General features: G+C 44.5%; 25 protein-coding genes. 13 read left to right on the forward strand and 12 right to left on the reverse strand.

Annotated elements, in window-relative coordinates:
- The first annotated feature begins 1,119 nt into the window (after window positions 1-1,119).
- The 7 genes from CF651_RS11305 (at window position 1,120) to CF651_RS32645 (ending at window position 6,145) form a co-directional block, all read left to right on the forward strand.
- Window positions 1,120-1,548, forward strand: a complete 429-nt coding sequence (locus CF651_RS11305; RefSeq protein WP_094014967.1) for a PH domain-containing protein — start codon at window positions 1,120-1,122, stop codon at window positions 1,546-1,548.
- A 472-nt stretch (window positions 1,549-2,020) separates the two neighbouring features.
- Window positions 2,021-2,767 carry a barstar family protein gene (locus CF651_RS11310; RefSeq protein ID WP_094014968.1) on the forward strand — a complete coding sequence of 249 codons (747 nt, stop codon included), beginning with the start codon at window positions 2,021-2,023 and terminating at the stop codon, window positions 2,765-2,767.
- 230 nt (window positions 2,768-2,997) lie between these two features.
- Complete coding sequence (locus CF651_RS32250) at window positions 2,998-3,156, forward strand: hypothetical protein (RefSeq protein ID WP_179232776.1); 159 nt, start codon at window positions 2,998-3,000, stop codon at window positions 3,154-3,156.
- Window positions 3,157-3,904: 748 nt separating this feature from the next.
- Window positions 3,905-4,117: a PLDc N-terminal domain-containing protein gene (locus CF651_RS11320; RefSeq protein ID WP_094014970.1), complete on the forward strand. Its 213-nt coding sequence runs from the start codon at window positions 3,905-3,907 to the stop codon at window positions 4,115-4,117.
- A gap of 452 nt (window positions 4,118-4,569) precedes the next feature.
- Complete coding sequence (locus CF651_RS11325) at window positions 4,570-4,749, forward strand: hypothetical protein (RefSeq protein WP_094014971.1); 180 nt, start codon at window positions 4,570-4,572, stop codon at window positions 4,747-4,749.
- Between the two features lie 152 nt (window positions 4,750-4,901).
- Complete coding sequence (locus tag CF651_RS11330) at window positions 4,902-5,606, forward strand: VIT1/CCC1 transporter family protein (RefSeq protein WP_094014972.1); 705 nt, start codon at window positions 4,902-4,904, stop codon at window positions 5,604-5,606.
- Window positions 5,607-5,767: 161 nt separating this feature from the next.
- On the forward strand, window positions 5,768-6,145 hold the full coding sequence (locus tag CF651_RS32645) for a hypothetical protein (protein ID WP_425436250.1): 378 nt from the start codon (window positions 5,768-5,770) through the stop codon (window positions 6,143-6,145).
- Between the two features lie 80 nt (window positions 6,146-6,225).
- Here CF651_RS32645 and CF651_RS11340 read toward each other — a convergent pair whose 3' ends face one another.
- A complete protein-coding gene (locus CF651_RS11340; protein ID WP_094014974.1) occupies window positions 6,226-6,903 on the reverse strand; it encodes a YHYH domain-containing protein in 678 nt (225 codons plus the stop codon).
- 296 nt (window positions 6,904-7,199) lie between these two features.
- Between CF651_RS11340 and CF651_RS11345 the strand changes: the two genes are divergently transcribed.
- Window positions 7,200-7,745 carry an RDD family protein gene (locus tag CF651_RS11345; protein WP_094014975.1) on the forward strand — a complete coding sequence of 182 codons (546 nt, stop codon included), beginning with the start codon at window positions 7,200-7,202 and terminating at the stop codon, window positions 7,743-7,745.
- A gap of 25 nt (window positions 7,746-7,770) precedes the next feature.
- Here the strand turns inward: CF651_RS11345 and CF651_RS11350 are convergent, their stop codons facing one another.
- From CF651_RS11350 to CF651_RS11360, 3 genes are all read right to left on the reverse strand, one after another.
- Window positions 7,771-8,037, reverse strand: coding sequence for a hypothetical protein (locus CF651_RS11350; protein ID WP_094014976.1), 267 nt, complete (start codon window positions 8,035-8,037; stop codon window positions 7,771-7,773).
- 274 nt (window positions 8,038-8,311) lie between these two features.
- A complete protein-coding gene (locus CF651_RS11355; protein WP_094014977.1) occupies window positions 8,312-9,004 on the reverse strand; it encodes a peptidylprolyl isomerase in 693 nt (230 codons plus the stop codon).
- 184 nt (window positions 9,005-9,188) lie between these two features.
- Window positions 9,189-9,404 carry a hypothetical protein gene (locus tag CF651_RS11360; RefSeq protein WP_094014978.1) on the reverse strand — a complete coding sequence of 72 codons (216 nt, stop codon included), beginning with the start codon at window positions 9,402-9,404 and terminating at the stop codon, window positions 9,189-9,191.
- A 536-nt stretch (window positions 9,405-9,940) separates the two neighbouring features.
- On the opposite strand from CF651_RS11360, the gene CF651_RS11370 reads away from it, so the two are divergent.
- Both CF651_RS11370 and CF651_RS11375 read left to right on the forward strand, forming a co-directional pair.
- On the forward strand, window positions 9,941-10,330 hold the full coding sequence (locus CF651_RS11370) for a YhjD family protein (protein ID WP_094014980.1): 390 nt from the start codon (window positions 9,941-9,943) through the stop codon (window positions 10,328-10,330).
- Between the two features lie 61 nt (window positions 10,331-10,391).
- Window positions 10,392-11,132 carry a polysaccharide deacetylase family protein gene (locus tag CF651_RS11375; protein ID WP_094014981.1) on the forward strand — a complete coding sequence of 247 codons (741 nt, stop codon included), beginning with the start codon at window positions 10,392-10,394 and terminating at the stop codon, window positions 11,130-11,132.
- A gap of 80 nt (window positions 11,133-11,212) precedes the next feature.
- On the opposite strand, the gene CF651_RS11380 is transcribed toward CF651_RS11375, so the two are convergent.
- The 8 genes from CF651_RS11380 to CF651_RS11415 form a co-directional block, all read right to left on the reverse strand.
- Entirely contained in the window at window positions 11,213-12,277 is a 1,065-nt protein-coding gene (locus CF651_RS11380; protein ID WP_094014982.1) for an ABC transporter substrate-binding protein, read from the reverse strand.
- Window positions 12,278-12,468: 191 nt separating this feature from the next.
- Complete coding sequence (locus tag CF651_RS11385) at window positions 12,469-12,912, reverse strand: carboxymuconolactone decarboxylase family protein (protein ID WP_094014983.1); 444 nt, start codon at window positions 12,910-12,912, stop codon at window positions 12,469-12,471.
- Between the two features lie 93 nt (window positions 12,913-13,005).
- Complete coding sequence (locus CF651_RS11390; RefSeq protein ID WP_094014984.1) at window positions 13,006-13,887, reverse strand: RNA polymerase sigma-70 factor; 882 nt, start codon at window positions 13,885-13,887, stop codon at window positions 13,006-13,008.
- 1 nt (window position 13,888) lies between these two features.
- Window positions 13,889-14,323, reverse strand: a complete 435-nt coding sequence (locus tag CF651_RS11395; RefSeq protein WP_094014985.1) for a DUF350 domain-containing protein — start codon at window positions 14,321-14,323, stop codon at window positions 13,889-13,891.
- 15 nt (window positions 14,324-14,338) lie between these two features.
- Complete coding sequence (locus CF651_RS11400) at window positions 14,339-15,574, reverse strand: glutathionylspermidine synthase family protein (protein WP_094014986.1); 1,236 nt, start codon at window positions 15,572-15,574, stop codon at window positions 14,339-14,341.
- A 204-nt stretch (window positions 15,575-15,778) separates the two neighbouring features.
- Window positions 15,779-17,320, reverse strand: a complete 1,542-nt coding sequence (locus tag CF651_RS11405) for an extracellular solute-binding protein (RefSeq protein ID WP_094014987.1) — start codon at window positions 17,318-17,320, stop codon at window positions 15,779-15,781.
- A gap of 469 nt (window positions 17,321-17,789) precedes the next feature.
- Window positions 17,790-18,089 carry a hypothetical protein gene (locus tag CF651_RS11410; protein WP_094014988.1) on the reverse strand — a complete coding sequence of 100 codons (300 nt, stop codon included), beginning with the start codon at window positions 18,087-18,089 and terminating at the stop codon, window positions 17,790-17,792.
- Between the two features lie 52 nt (window positions 18,090-18,141).
- Window positions 18,142-18,594: a hypothetical protein gene (locus CF651_RS11415; RefSeq protein ID WP_342746572.1), complete on the reverse strand. Its 453-nt coding sequence runs from the start codon at window positions 18,592-18,594 to the stop codon at window positions 18,142-18,144.
- Window positions 18,595-18,786: 192 nt separating this feature from the next.
- On the opposite strand from CF651_RS11415, the gene CF651_RS11420 reads away from it, so the two are divergent.
- Genes CF651_RS11420 through CF651_RS11430 form a run of 3 tightly spaced genes read left to right on the forward strand, consistent with a single transcriptional unit; the run spans window position 18,787 to window position 20,923 of the window.
- On the forward strand, window positions 18,787-19,158 hold the full coding sequence (locus tag CF651_RS11420; RefSeq protein WP_094014989.1) for a YhjD family protein: 372 nt from the start codon (window positions 18,787-18,789) through the stop codon (window positions 19,156-19,158).
- Window positions 19,155-20,423: a DNA polymerase IV gene (locus tag CF651_RS11425; protein WP_094014990.1), complete on the forward strand. Its 1,269-nt coding sequence runs from the start codon at window positions 19,155-19,157 to the stop codon at window positions 20,421-20,423. The genes CF651_RS11420 and CF651_RS11425 overlap by 4 nt, the downstream gene beginning before the upstream one ends.
- Window positions 20,420-20,923, forward strand: a complete 504-nt coding sequence (locus CF651_RS11430) for a YhjD family protein (RefSeq protein WP_094014991.1) — start codon at window positions 20,420-20,422, stop codon at window positions 20,921-20,923. The genes CF651_RS11425 and CF651_RS11430 overlap by 4 nt, the downstream gene beginning before the upstream one ends.
- Window positions 20,924-20,997 lie beyond the last annotated feature (74 nt).

Consider the following 20,997-nt stretch of genomic DNA (forward strand, 5'->3'; position numbering starts at 1 on the left):
ACGAAATTGCTCAAACCGTCCCCAATTTGATTAGAATGGATTGGTACTCCTTTTCAAAAAAGCCTTATAAATCAAGGTTTTTCGCTATATAACAGCAGCGGTCAGAAATCAGAAACCTCCTCTCCCATGAGGGGCTCCGCAAGGGGCCCCGAAATTATTTTATGGAACAGTTTTCGGTGAACCCTTGATACATAAAGGTTTACGATATATAACAGCTTCAAAAAAACTTATATAACAGAGGTGTTTTCATCGACTTGGTTACCGATTGGTTACCAAATTGAACTAATTGCTTCAATTTAAATCAATAGCTAACATTAAAAACAGACCTTTCCCCAAAAAAAAGGTCTGTTTTCTTTTGAGCTCTCATTCCTAAACATTGAGACTTTAAGAAAGCAAAGATTAATCTAATTAGTGTATGGTGAATTTTTTGAGTTAAACGTAGAAGATTTGAATTGATAGCCAGGTCCTCTCTCCCACGCCTCAATCAGGATGATTTTTTCAGGCGAACTTTCAGACCATTCAAATATAACCTTCTTTATTTAATGTCTTCAGTACTTCTAATACACCTCTTCGACTACGACCAGTCTTAATCTCCAGTTCACGTATACTTGGCATCTCTCGCCACCTCATTGAATAATTAGAAATTAGGTCGACTGGCTCAAAAAAATCTTGTCTTAAATGATCACCTGATGCACGTATGGTCGAGCGTGACAATGCAACGATCACGATCAAGCGTCAGGTAGAGCATTAACAGAATCAGCGTATACCGCCCGAGAAGGAGCATCGTGAGTGCCAATACAAACCATGCATCAGATCGATGAGATCTACAATTATTGGATATGTATTAGGACTTCATCACTCCACGTTTTATACGAATGGTGTAATAAGCTGTGTTGAAGAATTATTTGTTTTAGAAGATTTTGCAAAGCAATTGGTGGTGGATCCGCACATACTTCAAGAAATCCTTAGAGAATAGCTAAGTAAGAAGTGTGCCGATCCTACAATAATTTTTTTTCGCGGCTTATTCCTAACTCAGAGAACGGTTCAGGAAGGATTTCCATGATTTTTATTGAATTGTAAAAACTAAAAAATATTGTTATACAATTAGGAGGAGTTTAATTGGCTAATATATTGGGTGGTTTGTTTGGTAATTATTCTGAAGTTTCTGTTCAAGAACTGACAAGTCAATACGGAGGTTATCTCATGCCCCAAGAGAAAATCACAATGGGGTTTAAACTTGTTCGGGATTCTTTTATTGTTACTGATGAGCGTCTGATCTTTATTGACCATCAAGGTGTCACAGGTAAAAAGACAAGAATTGCCTCAATTCATTTGGATTCTATCTATGAGGTAACTATGGAGACTGCAGGAACTGGTTTTGATGATAGCGAGTTAACTATCCACTACATAACGTCACCTGTTTATAAAGCAACAAATGTGCAGGTGTCTTCCTACAAATTTGAATTCGGAAAAAAGTTCAATTTACAACCATTCTATATAGCGATGCTTTCTATTGCACATCAAAATCATAAACGTTTAAATGCCTAATCACGGTTTGCCTGATGACAACTTCTAAAAATGAAGATTTTATAATCAATAATTTCGGTATTGTTTTAGCTGAGGGCGCAAATGCATTTCCTCTCATAACTGTTCCTCAAACACATAAAATAGAGGATACAGGGGCTATTTATGAAGTTCATTCAGCTGGAATTATTGGCGGAAAGCCAATAATTATGTTAAATCAAATGAGGAGCTTGTTGTATATCGTCTTCCTGATGAATTGTTGCAGTGGGTTGAGATGTGCATTAAAACTTTTATGGATAGGGGAATAGATGTTTTTCCAGACAAAGTTGAATATGCAATATTGGATGGACTTGGACATTATGCAGAATTTCTTTATGAATTTGAATAAATAAAACTGTTCATAGTGCTGCAGAGTAACGGGACCTACTATCACTTGGTTCCATTTTTTTCGTTAATGGAAATGTATACTCCGTAACCTAGTTAAAGGTGGGATTCCATGGGTAACAAATTTTCGATTATTGACGATGAAAGCAATAAAATTTTGGGCTTCTGTAAAGAAGTTGGGGGACTACAAAATGAGTTACCTAACCCAGACTATGATGCTTCTTCAAAACTGATTTTATATGGATTTACAGTATCAGAAGCATTTATTAAGATACCAACAATTAAGCTTTTAAACCTCCATCTCGATTTTTTAAGTAGGGATGGAACGAGATTGGGAGGTTATTATTTCTGTCCAAATAAAGTATTGAAAATAAACCGATTGGAGATTTCACAAGATACACCAATCGAAATAGTAGGAAAATTCCTAGAAAGTCCATTGCCTTTTGCTTACGAAATTTGGAAAAAACTACGTGATAACCCTAATGAACTTGGGCAATGGAAAACCAGTACACTTGAAGAAAAACAAGGCTGGTTACAGGTTATTCGTTTAAAAGATCGCAAGATTCATACAATTAGAAAAAATCAAGTTGTTACAATTGATGGGGAGTTTATTCAGCATATTGAGTCATTTTTCATTGCTATCGGCGAAGCAGTTAATGGTCCTTTTGGTTATTATGGAGCTAACCTACAAAGCTTTAAGGATTATTTAAGTGGAGGTTTCGGGTTAATTCCCCCCTTTATAATAGAGTGGAGAAACTTTCATAAATCATTTGAAGCAGGATTAGAGGAACATGCTGAATTTGTTTTCTTGTTGCTAAAAATGCTTGCTTATAGGAAAGTGAAAGTGGTTTATCTATGATATACTTAGATCAATTACGACGGAGAACTATAACTTAATAGCCAATTAAGCCCCTATTCGCTCAACAGCAAAATTACTGTTGAAAACGGAACAGATGAGTTCTTGGTTCCGTTTCTTTCGTTATTATGACTAACAGGGCACTTTAGCTCAATAAATAACACAACAAGGCTGCAGACACACTGTGGTCCGCTAGCCTCGTTAAAGGGAATTTACAGTGGAGGATGTCGTATATGGTACCAACTTGGCCATTTGAGGATCCCGAAAATGTAGCCGTAATAACAACCCAGATTATTATGACAAAGGAACGGCCTGTTTTATTTGTATCTCATGACGAGGAAGATGGGATGTGGCAATTTCTTGAGGGGGAAGAAGCGAACGAAAGAGACTAACGTATTACACTTAAAAAATTGAAAGGTGTGTTTATATGGAATATCACGTGGGAAACACTAAGATTCTTTGCCCTTGCTGCAGAAACAATACTTTTGATAAAGATTACCGGCAACTAAATTCAAGAGGGGCTACCTTCTTAGGTTTAGACTGGGCGAACCGTAATGCCACAATTCTGGTTTGTCATCAGTGCTCTTACATTTCATGGTTTATGGATGAGCCTGAAGAGGTTTAAATAACCACACAAAACAATTTGAAAGTGAAAAAGGAGCCGCATGAAAAGACTTTTCCTTTACGGACCAATTGTACTTGTTATCATAATGTTTCTTGGTTTTAATAAAAAGGCTACAACATTTCATTGGTCCAATATAATTGAAAAGATCATGTTCATTCTCATTCTGAGTAGTATTTTATTTGCAATCTGTAGGTTCACAAAGAAATAACTTTTAGTTCTCCCTTCAAATGTAGGAGGGTCCCTTGCAATGGCACAGTTCGTTCCAGCGTTGCTATCAGCATAGGCTCATTTTCTTCAGTCAGAACAGCTCGTTCAACAGCCTCCAACCATGCTGCTTGTATTTTTTGAGGATACTCACTTTCTGTCAGCCCTCCACCTAACCCGTAACAAACAACATATCTTCCACTAAGTTTCCATTTTTCATCTGCCTTGAGCAATCACCCTCGCTTCAATATTGCAACTATTTCCAATTTTTGGCGTTATACATAATAAGATTCGTAAAATGAGGTGATGTCATGTCTTCCGGTGGTGGCTTTGTCTTTGTTAATGTTGCTTTAATTAGCATATGGCTCTTGCTTACTGTACTTAATATTGTGTTAAGCATATGGGCTTACCGTGATTCATTAAGAAGAGGTAAGAGTCAAGAATATGCACTTATTGTACTCTTTGGAATGTTGTTCTTCCCAATTATTGGCCTGATTATATACCTTTTTATTCGTAAAGATTAACTGGCCTTAGTCCATGCAGAAGAATCCCTTATGAACATTCTATATCCCTTTCACCCGCAGGTGCTGCTAAAAACAACCGCTCCCCGAAAATAATTTCCCACTCGTGTTCCTCTAAGTTCAGCAATTGAAATTCAAGTGCTCTGCTGATTACACAGGGTGCCAATTTGTCGTCAGCCTGAACCAAAAGGAGATGCCAAATGAAGCCGTACTGGAATTATTGTCGCAGCATTGCTCAACCCAAAGAAAACATCACGATTGCACAAGCTAAGATAAACTATCCCCCAAACTGATGGGCATGTGGAGGGCCCCCTGAATGAGGAGTCGTCTTTCTGCTCATTGCTCAAAAGGATTTAAATTCACATCACATTTTCAGTGAATTTTCATTTATAAATGCTAGAGTACAAATGACAACCAGATACTGCTAACAAACCTGAACCGAGAGAGGTGAGACAATGCAAATATCGAATGTACAAGCCAGAGAACAATTACAAAAAGTTCAACAAATCTCTAAGGTTGAAGGATCTGCATCGGAGGAAGCGAATGAAAGTGCTTCTGAGAAAGCTAACGAGCAGCAGAAGAAAGCTGTTGCGCAGAGCACGGGCATAGGAGCAAATCTGGATATACAAGCTTAATATATGGTATAATTTCGAATAACATATTTCATATTAAGAATCACATGCTGCTGTCTCAATAAGACAGCAGCATGTGTCATTTTAAGGGGATCGACAAAGATTTTCATTATCGCCCGAACCTCTATCCAAATCAGCCAAAAGGTGGGAGTCCAATGCAACAAGAACATCCTGCGAAACATGAGGAAAAACATTTCCTGGCTCCGGATCTTATCCGGGATATCGTGATCGGAATGGCGGATGGATTGACTGTCCCTTTCGCCCTTGCTGCCGGATTATCGGGAACCCTGTCAAACACAAGCTTAGTCGTCGTTGCCGGAATGGCCGAAATTGCAGCAGGCTCTATTGCCATGGGGCTAGGCGGATATTTAGCCGCGCGCACGGATCAAGAACATTATTTATCCGAATTGGAACGTGAGCGGCGGGAAGTGATTGAGCTGCCCGACCGGGAGAAGGAAGAGGTTGCAGACATTTTGCGGGAGTGGCACCTGCCCGAGGAAACCGTTACTTCTGCCGTAGAGTCCATTAGTAAAGATCCCGACCGATGGGTGAATTTCATGATGAAATACGAACTAGGGCTTGAGGAACCAGTACCCAAAAGGGCTCGGAATAGTTCTCTAACGATAGGCTTGTCTTATATTGTAGGAGGCATTATTCCCTTATCTCCCTACATATTTATTCGAAATGCCGATTCAGCGCTGATCCTTTCCGTTATTGTTACATTAATCGCACTTTTTATCTTTGGTTATGTGAAGGGAAAATTCACCGGATCTAAGCCAAGTAAAAGTGCTTGGCAAACAACCTTGGTGGGAGGGGTAGCGGCAGGAATCGCATTTGTTATAGCTAAGTTAATTTCTTGAAGTATATTTGCCTGACTTTCAAAGTCCAATAAACCTCTTATTTCAACGTTTTTAGTTTCATCATGTTTTACATACCTGAACGGTAGTTTCGTCCTTTGTACGTGTCCAGTCCAGACATTTCCCTGAATCTATCATAGAATATATTATTCCAATAGAAAGGGATGATAGGATTGGCAAACAAAGATGTAAGGCTCCAGCTTTTCTCCGGCAATAATTTTACAAATCGACGGATTCTTTTTAGACATGGGGGTGTAGCAATTCGAGATTTGGGAGCATTTCGTTTTGATAACTTGCTTTCCAGTCTCCGTCTAAGAAATGCTTCAACCACTGATTCTGTGACACTGGTATTGTTTTCACGAATTAAGTTCCAGGGGTCCATTCGCGTATTTCGTGGAAGCCAAACCGTATCTAATTTAGGTAGTTTCAATAATCTAACTTCTTCTTTAATTTTAGTAGGACGCAACCTTACAAATTCTCAGATCCAGCAGATCCAACGTACGGGAATCCCTCCTCGTGATATTTTAGCTATTCGACAATAACATTTCGGACCTGGGCACAGCCATGTGCCCTTTTTTACATAAAAGGAGAGACGACCCGATAGAGGCCGTCTCCGCATGATTTATTTTGAAATATAAAATGTATTGTTTTCAAATTTGATCGTAAGGCCGAATTCCTCAACAGCGTATTTCCATGTCATCGGAAAGTATGTAACATCGTTCAAAACTAAAACAGGATACTCTTCATTCGAGTTATCAACCCAACTGTCATTGACAAATACGTTAAAGTCAGGCTGTTTTGCATATAGCTTAGACGCAGGCGTACCATAATCTATATTTAATTTAGCAGCTTTATTGTCGGTTTTTCTAACAACAAATCCAGTATCGCTGTTCCAATTTGTATCAAGAGCTAACGCTTGAGTGTAATTCCACGTCATTGGAAAGTAAGTAATTTCGTTATATTCAATTACCAGGTATTTTGATGTTGAATTCGTTACTTGCTGCCCATTTACAACTACATTGAAGGATGGCAATTGCACTTTTATGTGGCCAGCCGGTATCTCTTCTTTTGGTGCCGTGTAAGTAGGTGTTGCTTGTGATGGCGAGGACGAGGATGATGATGAGCTTGCCTTACCCCCATTGTGATAATGGTATTCGCCTTGTTGTAATCCCCACTTAGCACAATTCGTTCTACAGTAGTGACCTCCATTTGCATCCGTATTTCCAGGATGTGCTGTAACTACTGATGAAGCAGCCAGCATTGATGCAATTGCTAGAATAGAAAGTATCCCTTTTCTCATGGGTCTCAGCTCCTAATATATCTAGTATGATATGCCCAAGGAATTTTACCATACTATTACATTTCAAGCAATTACTTGTGCGATTTACTGTATTCTGATTTGAGTAGACGAGCCCAGTCCAGTGCAAAACTAATTTACGATCTTAAACTTATCTTCTTTTCGGGTTAGACTGTACTTTCTTCTGACTGAACTCTCTTTGGCCCATCGAGGAGAGATAACCATCCAAAAATGTATATCCAAAATTGCTGCTCTTGTAATAAAATGGATTATACTAGTGAAAATAATAGGGGGAAGCAATGTCTAGTACAGATAACGAAGAAATTAAGCCATTCGTTCGTCCTTGGGTGCGCTATTGGGCAAGATACCTTGACTTATTAATTCTAGGGACTATAGCCGGAGCTGCATTGAGCTTTTTAGGGAGAGATGATCCATTACAAACGATTAGCAATTTCATTCTAGGACTCATACTGCTAGTTCTACTAATTCCATATGAAGCTTTCATGATTGGTCTCTTAGGTACTACTCCGGGGAAATGGGCCTTGGGTATAAAGATACGCACAGAAGATGGGGCAAAACTAAATTTTAAGGCAGCATTTCGTCGAAGTATTCTCGTTTGGTGGCGAGGGCAAGGTGCGGGTATTCCTATTGCGGCATTCTTAACAAATTTGAATGGTTATCAAAATCTTAAACATGATTTGGGAATAACCACTTGGGATCGAGATGTTGGAGCCCGAGTCTCTCATCATCCAAAAGTTATATGGAGAGAAATAATTATTTACCTCATCATTATTCTTCTTGTTTATTTCCGACTTAAATCCAGTTTATTGTCTAGATTTTTTTAATGCCTAAGCCCTCTTAAATGAGGGCTTATTTTGAAGAAATATATTTGACCCTACGGACCGCCTGCTCCGCAATTTCAAGAATTTTCTCACTATCCCTGGCACCCTTTACGGAAATCTCCATTATTTGCTCCATAGCCGTTATCAATAATCTCTGATTCTCCTCCGCTGCAATAGCTCTTTCTACCGCTTCCAACCACGCAGCCTGTATCTTAGGAGGATACTCGCTATCCGCCTGCCATTTAACCCGTAACATGAGCATATCTTCGATTAAATTACGCTTTTCATCTGCCATGAACAATCGCCTCCGATTTATGAATGCAACGAATACCATTTTGTCACAACCTGCCTAATAGGATTCGTAAGCTGAGGTAAGGTTATGTCTGCTTGAGGTTTTATTCGGCATCGCAAGTACTTCCTGTACTTCCTATCGTTTGAAAAGCGGTAAAAGTCAAGGGTATGCGCTCGTAGAAAAATAATAGTTTAAAAAGGCCCCGTGCCGGATGAACCATTACGCGAGCCTATTTTCGATCGGCATGCTATTCGGTTTGACTTCCTTCTGTGGCGGCCTATTCCCCCTCAGCTATCGATATCGACTCGATGATCACCTTTTCCGCTGGAGAGCTGGCTTCGCCGGTTTTTTTGTCCTTTTCCACTTTCGTATCAGCAATACGCACAACGGTATCCATACCGTCAATTACTTTTCCGAAGATCGTATAGTTCGGCATTTGGTTCAAATGCTTGCTGTCTTCCCCTGTGCAAATAAAAAACTGGCTGCCGTTGGTATTAGGCCCCGCATTGGCCATCGCTACAATACCTGGCTCATAGGTATGCTCTGAGCTTAGCTCATCCTTAAATGCATATCCCGGGCCCCCTCTCCCTGTTCCTGTAGGGTCCCCGGTTTGGATCATAAATGTCTTTATAATTCTGTGGAATATGATATCGTTATAAAATCCTTCTTTTGCAAGAAAGACGAAATTGTTTACCGTGACAGGCGCTGTATTTGCGTATAGTTCTATCGTAAACTGCCCTTTATTCGTTTTCACCAGTGCCCGATAGGACTTACTCGCATCAATACTCATCTCCGGAGGGCTTGCATATTGCTTCCTACTCGCCGGTTGCTGTGTACTCCCACTTTCATTTAGCTCGACCCTCTGTTCAACCGTCCTTTGGTTCTGTACTGCTGAGCTGTTATCGCTCGCACTAATAAAATGTAGCGAAGCCGCAAGAACCATAAAAATGGCTAAAATGCCTGTACCCATTATTCCTCTCTCCTTATGAATGCTAAATTCCATTCCCGTTAGTTGTGTATATATTACCATATTTTGTGCCGTACATGCCCGCAATAATTACAAAAAAAAGTGCAGCCGATTTTTTGGGCAAAACAAAAAAAGCACCTGGACAGCGCTTTTTTGTTCAATCCGCTTATTTCATGAATATAAACACCTAGATCCCTGTCATCATAGAGGCTTGCGTGACGGGCGCCATAAAGAAATTACGGTAATAAAAGGCACGGGATTTATGAAAATATTGAAGCTCCGCGTATTTGTAATACAATTGGGCGTTGCTCGCATAAACGGTTTTAAGTCGTTCGAAATGATCGGATAAGGATGAATGCTCCAGATATTTTTGTTGAGCTTGAATAGAATCCAGCTGACGCATGATGTAGCCTTCCTTCATTTTTAATTCAGGATACGCTGGATGTACCCGGTTGGTGCCTACTCTTTCTCTTTGGCAGGTGAACTATACTCGTTTCCGCATTCTTAGCTTGTACTTTGTTCCAATTTGAGCATTAATAATACAGTTCAAGCAACATAATGTTAAGTATTGCTATGATTCACTTACAACATCTCATTAGATTGGAGTGAAAGAAATGGCATTCAAAATCTGTTCTAATTGCAACGAGAAGGTAGAGGATGATTGGTTATTGTGCAAGTATTGTCATGTACCTATGAAAAACAATACGACGGAAGTTACGGCCTCATCAACCGAACATACTTCCGGTAATTATTTAAAAATTATTTTGAGTGTGGTCACTCTCATCGTCGTCATCCTAATTCTTTTCGCCCTTTTAAAATAAAATAAGCCTCAACACTTTGGAGAAGGAGCCTATCCTTCTCTTTTTTTCTGTTTTATTGTATAAATATCATTGAAATACGAACACTAGTTCCTATATAATGATCATTGAGGTGAGTGTCATGAACATGGAAGAAGAACTAAATGTCATTCGGGACTACATCTTGCTGCCCATTGTCATATCTATAGTTAACAAAAACCGCATGGAGATAGCCTGTTCCGAATACACCTTAAAAGCACTTTATGCGGCGACCGCATCTGTTTTAATTCATGAAATGCGCAAAGATCTGGAGCGTGTCCGCCTCCAGCTTAAGGAACTTAACATATCCGTTATCGATACCCACCAGAAAAAAGAGGGGATATATATTCACTACCCCTATCTGTTCGACGGTCGGCGCGGTCAATTCACAATAAGTAAAGACATGGCCAAGCTGGAGATCAAATCCAGATTGAATCATTATATCAGGAAGGTTTTTACTTCTGCACCGATGCAGCCGGAAAGACATGCATAGTTTTATCTCCAAAAGGAAATTTTAGTTGTATTGCGCTTATTACAGCCTGGAGGAGAAGCAGATGAGATATTGTTGGTCCGGTATAACCATTACCGTGTCTGTCCTTGCTTTATTATTACTGCCGACAAGCAGCGCGGCCGCCCCGAAAAAGGACCGTAATTATTACGAATCCCGGGGAGAAGTCGTTTGGGAAGTGCCCACGGAAGAAAAAATTATTGCCCTTACCTTCGATGATGGTCCACACCCGGAGCATACCGCTCTGATTCTGGATCTACTGAAGCAGTACGATGCCAAAGCAACCTTCTTTGTTGTGGGCAATAAGGTGGAGCGCTTTCCAGAGCTGTTGAAAAGAGAAGTGGCGGAAGGGCACGAATTAGCCAATCATACATACAGCCATGCCTACCTGAGCCGAAAAATGAATATCAAAAAAGAAATTGACCAAACAGAAGAGCTCGTTTACAGCATTACGGGACAAAAATGTCATCTGTTTCGCCCGCCCGGCGGTATTTTTAATGAACGGTTGATTTCCGTTGCCAAAGAGGAAGGTTACAAGGTCGTGATGTGGTCTTGGCATCAGGATACGAAGGATTGGCGAACGCCAGGGGTCGGCAAAATCACGGATCGGGTATTGAATCATACCAAAAATGGAGATATCGTGCTGTTCCATGATTATATTGAAGGGCCTACCCAAACGGTAGAAGCATTGAAACGGATTTTGCCCGAGCTGAAGAAAAGAGGCTATCGGTTTGTCACCATATCCGAGCTGCTGACGTACAGCAAGGTGAACCCCGTCAAAAAGTAACAGAGTGAGTGAATTAGAAAGCCTCATTGCGAAATTAGAAAAAAAGCCGCAGCTAAGCGGCTTTTTTCTGTGAGTGGATATCATTTCGTTTGCAAAAACTTGGTCGTAAACATCTTGGTGACGTCCTGCTTTTCCTTCAATATCCCAAGCTCTAGCAGCTGGCCCTGCAGCGTAGTCCAACGCTCCTGCGTCATGTACCCCACTCCATGTGTCGCTGCGTCTCCGGAGACGATCAATTCTTTTTGCGTCTTCGCTTCGTTATTCAAATTTTCCACCGGCAAATCCGGATTGTATTGATGGATGAGGGGATTCACCGTCTCATAATTGTCGTTGTAGTAATTCCAGCCCTTTTGACTGGCTTTCACTACCGCTTCCACGACGTCCGGATGCTCGGCAATATATTTTTCCGTTGTGAACAAGATGTTAGCGTAATTGGCATAGCCGGAATCGGCAATTTTCAGATAAGATACATCCACTCCCTGCTTCTTCAGCACGAAGGGCTCGTTCGAGATATAGCCCTGATTGAGCGAGTCTTTGTCGGAAATAAAATTCGCAAGCTGACCCGTATAATTGATCTGATTTACTTTATCCAAATGGTATTTATTTCGCACATATTCCCAGTACATAACGCCTGAGCTGACGAACAGTTTTTTCCCGTTGATGTCTTCAAATTTCGAGATGTTGTTTCCTTTATGGAAAATGAGCACGCGCGGATCGACCTGAAACGTCGTCATCAAGCCGACGACCGGTATCCCTTGTTCTCTCGCCTTCAAAATGTCATCCGCATAGCTGATGCCGAAATCAGCCTTTCCCGATGAAACAATCTGCAGCGCGGAAATGCCTGGACCGCCCGACTGAAGTGTGATGTCAATGCCATTGTCTTTGTAATAGTTCTGTTGAAGCGCGGCGAACAAGCCGCCGTCATTTCCTTTGGCAAACCAGGCGGTAATAAGCTTCACAGGCACCGGAGGCTTAACGGTCGACGCGGGGACGCTTTCCCCTTTGGTTCCAGATGCGGCTTCCTTAGGCGTTTCCTTAGATGCAGCCTGAGGAGCCCCGGGAGAACATCCTACGATAAAACAGAGCAGCAGAGCAATGGTCAATCCGTAAGCGGCTTTCCTTCTTTTTCTAGTTTCTCTCCACATTCGTCTTGCTCCCTCCTGTCTATTGGTTCTCCCTTACTATAGTATCGTGTCATGTTAATGTTAAATAAAATAACATCTATTTTGTGCCGTATAACGATAATTCGCCCAATCTTCATCTGCTCAGACAAAGGGATAGCAAAAAAAGCACCCTCTCCTGAACAATCAGGCTAGGGTGCCAAGTTCTTATTGCATTATATTTGTCCGGGTACCATGGAGGTCGAAATGGCAATCCGGTTCCAGCAGTTAATCGTATTGATCGCCATGATCAAAGCCATGAATTCCTTCTCGTCCACATGCGCACGAACGTTGTCGTAAACCTCCTGCGGCACACCCGCCTCGGAAATGAGGGTTACCGCCTCCGTCAAGGCCAGCACAGCCCGCTCCTTCTCCGTGTAAAATGGAGCTTCACGCCAAGCGTTCAGCAAGTAAATCCGCTGCTCCGATTCTCCCAATTTACGCGTATCCCGGGTATGCATATCGAGACAAAAGGCGCATCCGTTGATTTGTGAAGCGCGAATTTTGATTAACTCATACAATTTCTTATCGATACCGGTAGAAGCCATAAATTGCTCCAGCTTCAGCATCGTCTGATAAGCCTCCGGATTCGCTTTTTGTGCATTCATTCTTGGTTCCATCTGAATCTCTCCCTTGGTATGTTGTCTGTCTTTCGATATCTTAGACAACCGGCCACACTGTTTTGTGACAACATAGGAGAAATGGAATGAAACTTATCGAATATGCTGCAGTTTATCGGGATTCAGGATGAAGTAAACCTGCTCCGCCATCCCGGAGGATGTGCTGGCTCCACCAAAACAAATGGCCATATGGAGGATCCCTTCACGGATTACAAGCAGTCCTGCATCTCCATTGATCCGTACCGGCCGAAGCTCGGCTGCAAACGTACCTTTTCCGTAAATCCCCTCCAAAAATGCCTGGATACGCAGTCTGCCTTGTATCGGATAAATCGCCGCACGAACTTTTCCTCCTCCATCGCTCACAAGAGTTGCATGCTCAACCAGGAGCTGCACGAAGGGCTCGAAGTTGCCTGACCTGGACGCTTGAACAAATGCGGATACGAACCGATCCGAAGAAGAAGCCTCAGTGGAGACATGTTCCTCTCCGTGCAGCCGCTCTATCTTAGGCTTGGCGCGGCTGTAAATTTTCCGGCAATTCGCCTCCGACTTGTCGAGCATTTCCGCAATTTCCCCGTAATCGTAGGCGAGCACCTCGCGCAGCAAAAAAACGACCCGCTCCATAGGCGAAAGCTGCTGCAGCATAACAAGCATGGCAAAGGAAACCGTCTCCTCGCGCACTACCTGCTCCTCCGGGGACCCTGAGGGGATCAGCTCTTGAATAACAGGCTCAGGCAGCCACGGGCCTACATACACTTCTCGCTTCCTTTTGGCTGATTTGAGCGTATTCAGGCAGCGGTTAGTGATCATTTTGACCAGATAGGCCTTGATATGACGCACATCTTCGACAGGTACGTGCTGCATGGTTACGAAGATATCTTGAACCATATCCTCCGCATCCGTAATCGACCCTAGCATCCGGTAGGCGATGGATTGAAGCAGCGGCTTATAGGATGTGTACAGATCGTCGAGCTCCATATTAATAGCTGATTAAAGAGGCCATGAGCAGCCCCGATGCCAGACTAAGACAGAAGGAGAACTGTCCGACGGAAACGTTCCCTTTCGGAATTTCAGCCAGTACCTTAAACGGCGTAAGCAGCTCGAATAAATAAAATACAATAATTTGAAAAGCAATACCGAGCAAGCCCCATACCACGAGATCTAACAAGCCTACCGAATGGTAGACGGCTGAAGCGAGCACCGCGGTCTGGCCTAATATTTTCCCACCCAAATCATAAGCGGCCGCCCGGGCTGCCCCTACTTTGACCGGATCCGTCACTTCGGACCCATCCCGGATCATTTTGAATTCACTGTAAGGCGTCGTCCATGTAAAAAATAAAATGCCCAGACCCAGCAGCGGGACCGTAATCCCCAAATAAATTAAAAAATTAACAATTGCGTCAAGCTGTGCCACTCGTGTTCCCCCTCTTTAGTCTTTCTCACATCGTATGGGCAGGAAATAAGCATTGTTGTCCGTAATCCGGTTGCCCAAACGGGCCACAACAGCGGATGGCTGCCCTCCCATGATGAACGTACCCCACAATAAGTACCCTTCCGTCTCGCCCTTGAGCGTCTCCACGCAAATCCGTTCCATCTCGGCGAACTGCTGGTACACCATCGGCTGCTCCCAATAGTACTCGCCTTCGTCCTTTGCGGCACAATCCCCTTCTTGATCAAAAATCGTCACGCCGCCGCCCTCCCGTCCATAAATGGGCTTGGTGACATAGGACGCTCTGCCTATAAATTTGTTCTCCAGATACGTCGGCAGCATGTAGGTTTGGATCAACGCATGCTCTTCGGCTGTATAAAACTCACCCGCCTCATGCAGCCCCCATACAAGCGCCTGGAAAGCTTTGCTTTGGACGATAAAGGCCTCCGGAGGGTTGATGATAGCCGTCTTCCGCCGGGCCACTAGATCCAAAGCATGCGCCCCCGTCGGATATCCGTCAGTATCGGTTTCCATAGCCAGCTTCTCCAGCGCATGCAGCCGGTACAGCATATCTACAGGAACGTGCTCCTCTCCTTCCAGCGCACAGAGCCTATCCTCGTATACGCGCAGCGAGGACAGATCGATAAACCGTCCCGGAAGCTTCGACTGCTGCAGCAAATACCGGGTCGTGCCCGCATCCTCTTCATGCCAGCCGAGCGCAGTGAAAAAAATAGACTCGCAGGCGTACCCCTGCTCCTGATATTCCCTGAACACCGATGAAAATGCTTCTTCAATATGGCCGCCGCAGTCCCGGTTCGGATTCGTATATCCGTAATGATCACATACCACGCCGTTTACGTAGTACGCCTCTACCACCGATGTAGGCGAATCGCTGTTCAGCTCCAGCATCTTCAACCCCTCCGGCGTGTTGGCAAAATCAAACCGCCCCACCACGGTCGGGGCTTCCGACTTCATAGACAGCTTCACCGTCTCCAGCGCTGCCTCGGGTATGCCCAGCTGAAGCAGCAGCTGATCGTTCTGCTGAACAATTTTCAACGTCTTCTTAAATAGACGTGACAGCCCTAGCGCCGCCTCATGCAGCTGCCTGTGCAGCTCGTCGGACAACGGGATGACCGAGGCCAGGGCGTACTCTTCTCCGTCGATATGATCCCAAGTAAACACTCCATCCGATTGAAGCCGGTCATAAATGGAAGTCCTGTTCTGTCGATAGGTCAAATCTCTTCAATCCTTTGTGTGGTATAGGGTTAGTATAACCGCATTAAAGCCGTTGGGCAATATTCCCATACAAGGATAAACGGCTCCGCCATCTGTGTATGATGGTACCCGTTTGTCAAGGTAGACGAAAGTTGTGAACCTTCTACTTTCTTATCTACCAACTAGAAACAGGCCGCCCGAAGGCAGCCTGTTCCCTTTTTTTCATTATTTCTTGTTTTTAGCGTAAGACTCTTCATATTCCTTGATCAGGTTATCGCCGCCTGCTTTACGCCAAGCGTCAACCGCTGCCTGCCAGCCCGCATCATCAAGCTTGCCTACGATATATTTCGTTTCCGCATCTGTGATCATGAGCTCCAGATCTCTTCCGCGCTCGGAGTACGTTTTGGACGTTAGATTCAAAGCAGGGTTAGCCACAGAGTATTTCAGTCCGTCCGGCTCCATTTTGGTCGCCTTCATGCCGAGCGGTGTATCTTTTACCACAGGAACGTTATAGGTTTCAAAGTTCAGGAAATTGTCGCGGTAAGGCTTCACCTCACGGTTAAACGCCGTAAAATCAACCCACTCGACCATGCCGCCGTCAACTTTCTTGTAGTGTGTCCCTTCAATACCGCGTTTTTGCAATACGGACATCGGCGGATCGAACAATTTATCCATGAAGGTCAAAATTCGTCTCAGCTCGGCTTCCGTTTTTACAGACGATTTCGGAATAACGAGGATACCGTTGTTCCCTGTTCCACCCGCTACTCTCAATCCTTGCGGTCCTTCCCAAGGCGTAACATCGATAACCGCTGTCGGTACGTTTTTCACGATACGGTCTTGCAAGCCCGTAGCGTTCGTAGCTACGCTGTTAATTTTCAGCCCGGCACGGCCGGATTCAAACTGCTTCTCCAATTCCGTTGCGTCCAAAGCAGGGAAATCCTGATTGATCAGCTTTTCAGCATACAGCTTTCTGAACAATTTTAAAGTCTCAACAAACGGAGGGGTAACGAATTCCGGCGTAAATTTGCCGTTGCTGTCCACACCCCAACGATTCGGAGCACCTTGAGCGACGGCAAAACGTGTCAAGGATGAAGCCGTGCCATCGTTATACTTTTTATCGAGCAGCATACCGTAAGTATCATTTTTTCCATTTTTATCCGGATCATTTAATGTTAGCGCTTTTAAAGTGTTGTACCACTCATCGATCGTTTTAGGTACTTTCAGACCTAAGTTATCGAGTAGATCTTTCCGGTACACGATAGCGTTACGGCCGATTTCACGGAATTGCGGAATACCGTAAATTTTACCGTCCACCTTAATGTTTTCATAATATTGAGGATTTTGTGCCGATAAATTTTTGTAATCCTTCAGGTAGGGCCCCAATTCCCAAAATTGGCCCGATTGCATAGCGCTGATCGATGTAGGGATATAGTTGACTCTAAGAATTTTGGGCAGGTCGTTCGCCGCGATCATGACGTTAACTTTTTCATCATAAGTCGAGCTTGGTACCCATTGAATACTTAGCTTCGTGTTCGTATATTTCTCAATCTGCTGCTCGATCACATTGCCTTTCGCCGGAATGTCTCCGACCTGAGGAATAACAACCGATAATTCCAATGGCGTCGTGTCTTCCTTGGCAGCGGTTTTATTATCTGTTTGTGCATCCGTTTTGGCCGGTGCTTCTCCGCCGCCGCAGCCTGCCAGCAAACCTGCCGCCATTGTGACAGCCCCCATAGCTGCAATCCATTTTTTCTTTTTCATTTTCATTAGGCACTAACTCCTTTAATGATTATTTTGCATGGGTGCTGTATCCCATACGGCTCGAGTTAACCATCCTGCAATTGCTTCGACCTCGCTTGACAACGTTTACATTTTTTGATGTTCAGCCTGATAAAACTGCAGTTCTGGTTTCAGTTTGGGTGCCCCCTTCGACGAAAGCCTTTCTCATGTAAGCGCATTAATTTTGTCGATCGGTCCAATCTATGCCCATTGCTGCACGCTGCAGAATCGTTCCCGCTAGCGTTAAGCAAATTATACGTTCGATGTCGAATAACAAACAATCGTCTTTATTTAACTTCCTCTCCAAATAGCTCAGATACCGGAAAACATCAGTATTTAAGCGGCTTGGCGGGCTTTACGCACATCGGACATCAAAGCCGCAGCAACAAAAAAAGCGTACCTGGAGTACGCTGAATTAATTTCGGAATATCGCTTGTAACGAGCTTCCTGATGATTTTTAACTTGAGCTGGAGCCCGAGCTGCTGCCGATCCCCCCATGAGAAGAAGACGACGAGCCTTTAGAGATTCCCGAGGAGCCATCCTCTCCCCCTTGACTTGATGAAGAGCCTGAACGAAAATAACTGCGGGACGATGACGAGGATGAGCTGCCGCTCCCATTATCGCAATAACCGTCGTTATTTTGATCGACGCAGTTTGAATTTGCGCTCGTGTTCGAACACCCGGTCCCCGCAACCAGCGCCGCGGCCACGAACAGAGTGACCAGCTTGTGCGTCTTCCCGTACCTGTTCTGTTCCACTTTGCTTTCCTCCTAAGAGTTTTGCCGTAGGCAAAACTTGCTGCTTTGACGATCAAGTCATAACGGCATAATAAACAAAGGTTTCACGTTCCTCATCGATTTCAGCGGAGGACCGGTACCATTCTTGACCGTCTACGTACAAATAATTCGCCTGCAGATGAAGCATGGCATCCAGCGTATCCAGAAATCGGAACGTATGAACCAACCGGTAATCGTCCCCGGTATCCCGATACTCCCGCAGCTCCATGCACATCCCGCGATGCCCTTCCAAAGCAGGTTTTCCCCACGGCATCGGCCGTTCATCTTCAGCCGGTTTGACATAAATAACATAACAGCCGGCTTCTACCGCGCAGGACGTTTTTTCATAAACCTTTCCATCCTTGACCAGGTAGTCACAGGCGAACCGCAAAGCCGTTTCTTCGCGCTCTATGTCTTCGTAGTAATACAGCAGCGGCAGATCGCCGCCCTCTTCATATAAACGATATTCCAAGCGAGCCAAACGCATGCTCCTTTCCCCTACCTGTGTAATGCGATATAAATCGCGATGTATGTAATACGCGTGAGCTCCCGAAAAGATGCGTAGGTCATTCTTCTCATTTTCCTTCATCCCAATTTCCAAAAAATTCACTTGCATAACGAACATATGTTCTGTATATAATATATACGAATACACGTTCGCATTATGGTGGTGTAAAGTATGACGATAAACCCAAGACTCGAAACAGAACATGACATCCAACTCGTTAAGGACTACACATTACTGCCCATTTTGCTGGATATGTTGGCCAGGGATATCGAGGAATTAACTCTGTACAAGGATAAAATTGTTTACCATCACGTCATTTCTTATCTAAAAGGCGTGGAGCAGACCATTCATGAGAAGCTCTACAGCCTGAAAAATCAGATGAGAAAGCAGCACATTACCATTCTGAATACGGAAACGAATGCACTGGGCATCGAGGTCGAATACAAGGTTCGCGGCTACATCCATCAATTTCACATGCTGCGGAGCCTGGTCAAAGCAGAGCTGCTAACCATGCTGATGAATATACGGAGGCGGGACACATGAGCGAAAGCCGTGAAAGGGTTATATTTCTTGCGGATTGCCAAAGCTTCTATGCCAGTGTGGAAAAGGCAGACCATCCCGAATTCTTCGATAAGCCCGTTGTGGTAGCCGGGGACCCTGCAATCCGTTCGGGAATCATCCTGGCAGCCTGTCCCCTCGCCAAAAAGCTCGGCGTCACGACAGCAGAGCGGCTGGGCGAGGCGCTCGCCAAATGCCCTGAGCTTGTAGTCATGCGCCCCCGGATGCAGCATTACATTGACGTCTCTCTCATGATTACAAAAATTTATAAGGAATATACGGATCTCGTCGAAATCTTCTCTATCGATGAACAGTTTCTCGACGTCTCCGGCAGTATCATGATGCTCGGAGACCCGTTGACGATCGCGCAAACCATTCAGCACAAGGTGCTGCGGCAAACAGGCGTTAAGGTCCGCATCGGCATCAGCTCCAATAAAATTTTGGCTAAAATTGCGACGGATATTTGGGCGAAAAAGAATCAAACCGGCATATTCGTGCTGCCGAAATCCGGTGTCGAGGAGCTGCTGTGGAAGGAGCCGGTCCATAAAATGTTCGGCGTCGGCTCCCGGATGACCGCGCATTTTGCCAGACTCGGCATGTATACGATCGGCGATATCGCCAAGACGCCTCTCCCCCGGTTGAAAGAACGGTTCCGCGCGCACTTCGGGAAGCAAAGCGATATTCACGCAGAGGTCATGTGGCGAACAGCCAACGGACTGGACGATTCTCCTGTCACCCCCGGAACGTTCAACACGCCGCCCAAATCGATCGGCCATATGATGACGCTGCCGCGGGATTATCTCGAGAGCACCGAGGTCAACACCGTGCTGCTCGAGCTCACGGAAGAAGTATGCCGCGATTGCCGCCGCAAAGGGTATATGGGAGGCGTCGTTTCCATCAGCTGTATGTGCAGCCCGTTCGAGGCGCCGACAGGCTTCTCCAGGCAAATGAAGATGCCGGACCCGACGAACAATACGAATGCCGTCTTCGAGGCGGTCAAAGCGTTGTTTTACCGGTACTGGGACCAAATGCCTGTACGCCGCGTTGGCGTCATGTTAAGCGGTCTGGTGGATGACCAAAGCTATCAGCTGACACTGTTTGAAGATCAGGTGAAGCGGAGATCCCTGGATCAGGCCACGGATCGAATTAAGGAGCGGTTTGGCAGTGCTTCTATTGTAAGGGCCTCGTCCGTAACGACTTCGGGGCAGGCTGTGGCGAGATCACAAAAAATCGGGGGGCATTATAAATGAGCAAGAAGCTGGAAGGCAATGGATTATGGGAATCAAGCCGGATGATGCTGCCGCAGCACAAAGAGCAATCCATGTCGGTTCAAAACAACACCCCCTCTCTAAAGCGTGAACCTCCCACCAAAAAAGAGCTTGAGCTGATGCGCGACTGCATCCTTCTTCCCGTCGCTCTTCACATTGTGGAAAAAAACCGCAGAACCATTGAAATGTCGTCGCAAACGCTCAAAACTGTTTATGCGGCCGCCGCCAAAATATTGGCCGGGCACATTCGGGGGGATGTCCAAAAATTCAAAAAAATGCTTGTGGAACAAAATATTCGTCTGTACGAGCATTCCAAGGAGGAGAGCCAGCTCGTCTACCGCTATGTGTGCCGCGGCCACGAGGATACGGTTGTCATGACCAAGGATTTCATACGAGCTGAAGTCAGTGTCCGAATCGGCAGGTATGCCCGAAGCTTGGTTACAGCTATTGAAAAAACCTCTGCCGAGGCCCTTCGAAGATGAACGATCGCGTTCCAGAAGCAGGCTTTATCACCAAGATAAAGAAGCGGCGGCAGGTGAATAAGCCTCCAGCTGCC

The organism is Paenibacillus rigui, from assembly GCF_002234615.1.
Classification (GTDB): Bacteria; Bacillota; Bacilli; order Paenibacillales; family NBRC-103111; genus Paenibacillus_S; species Paenibacillus_S rigui.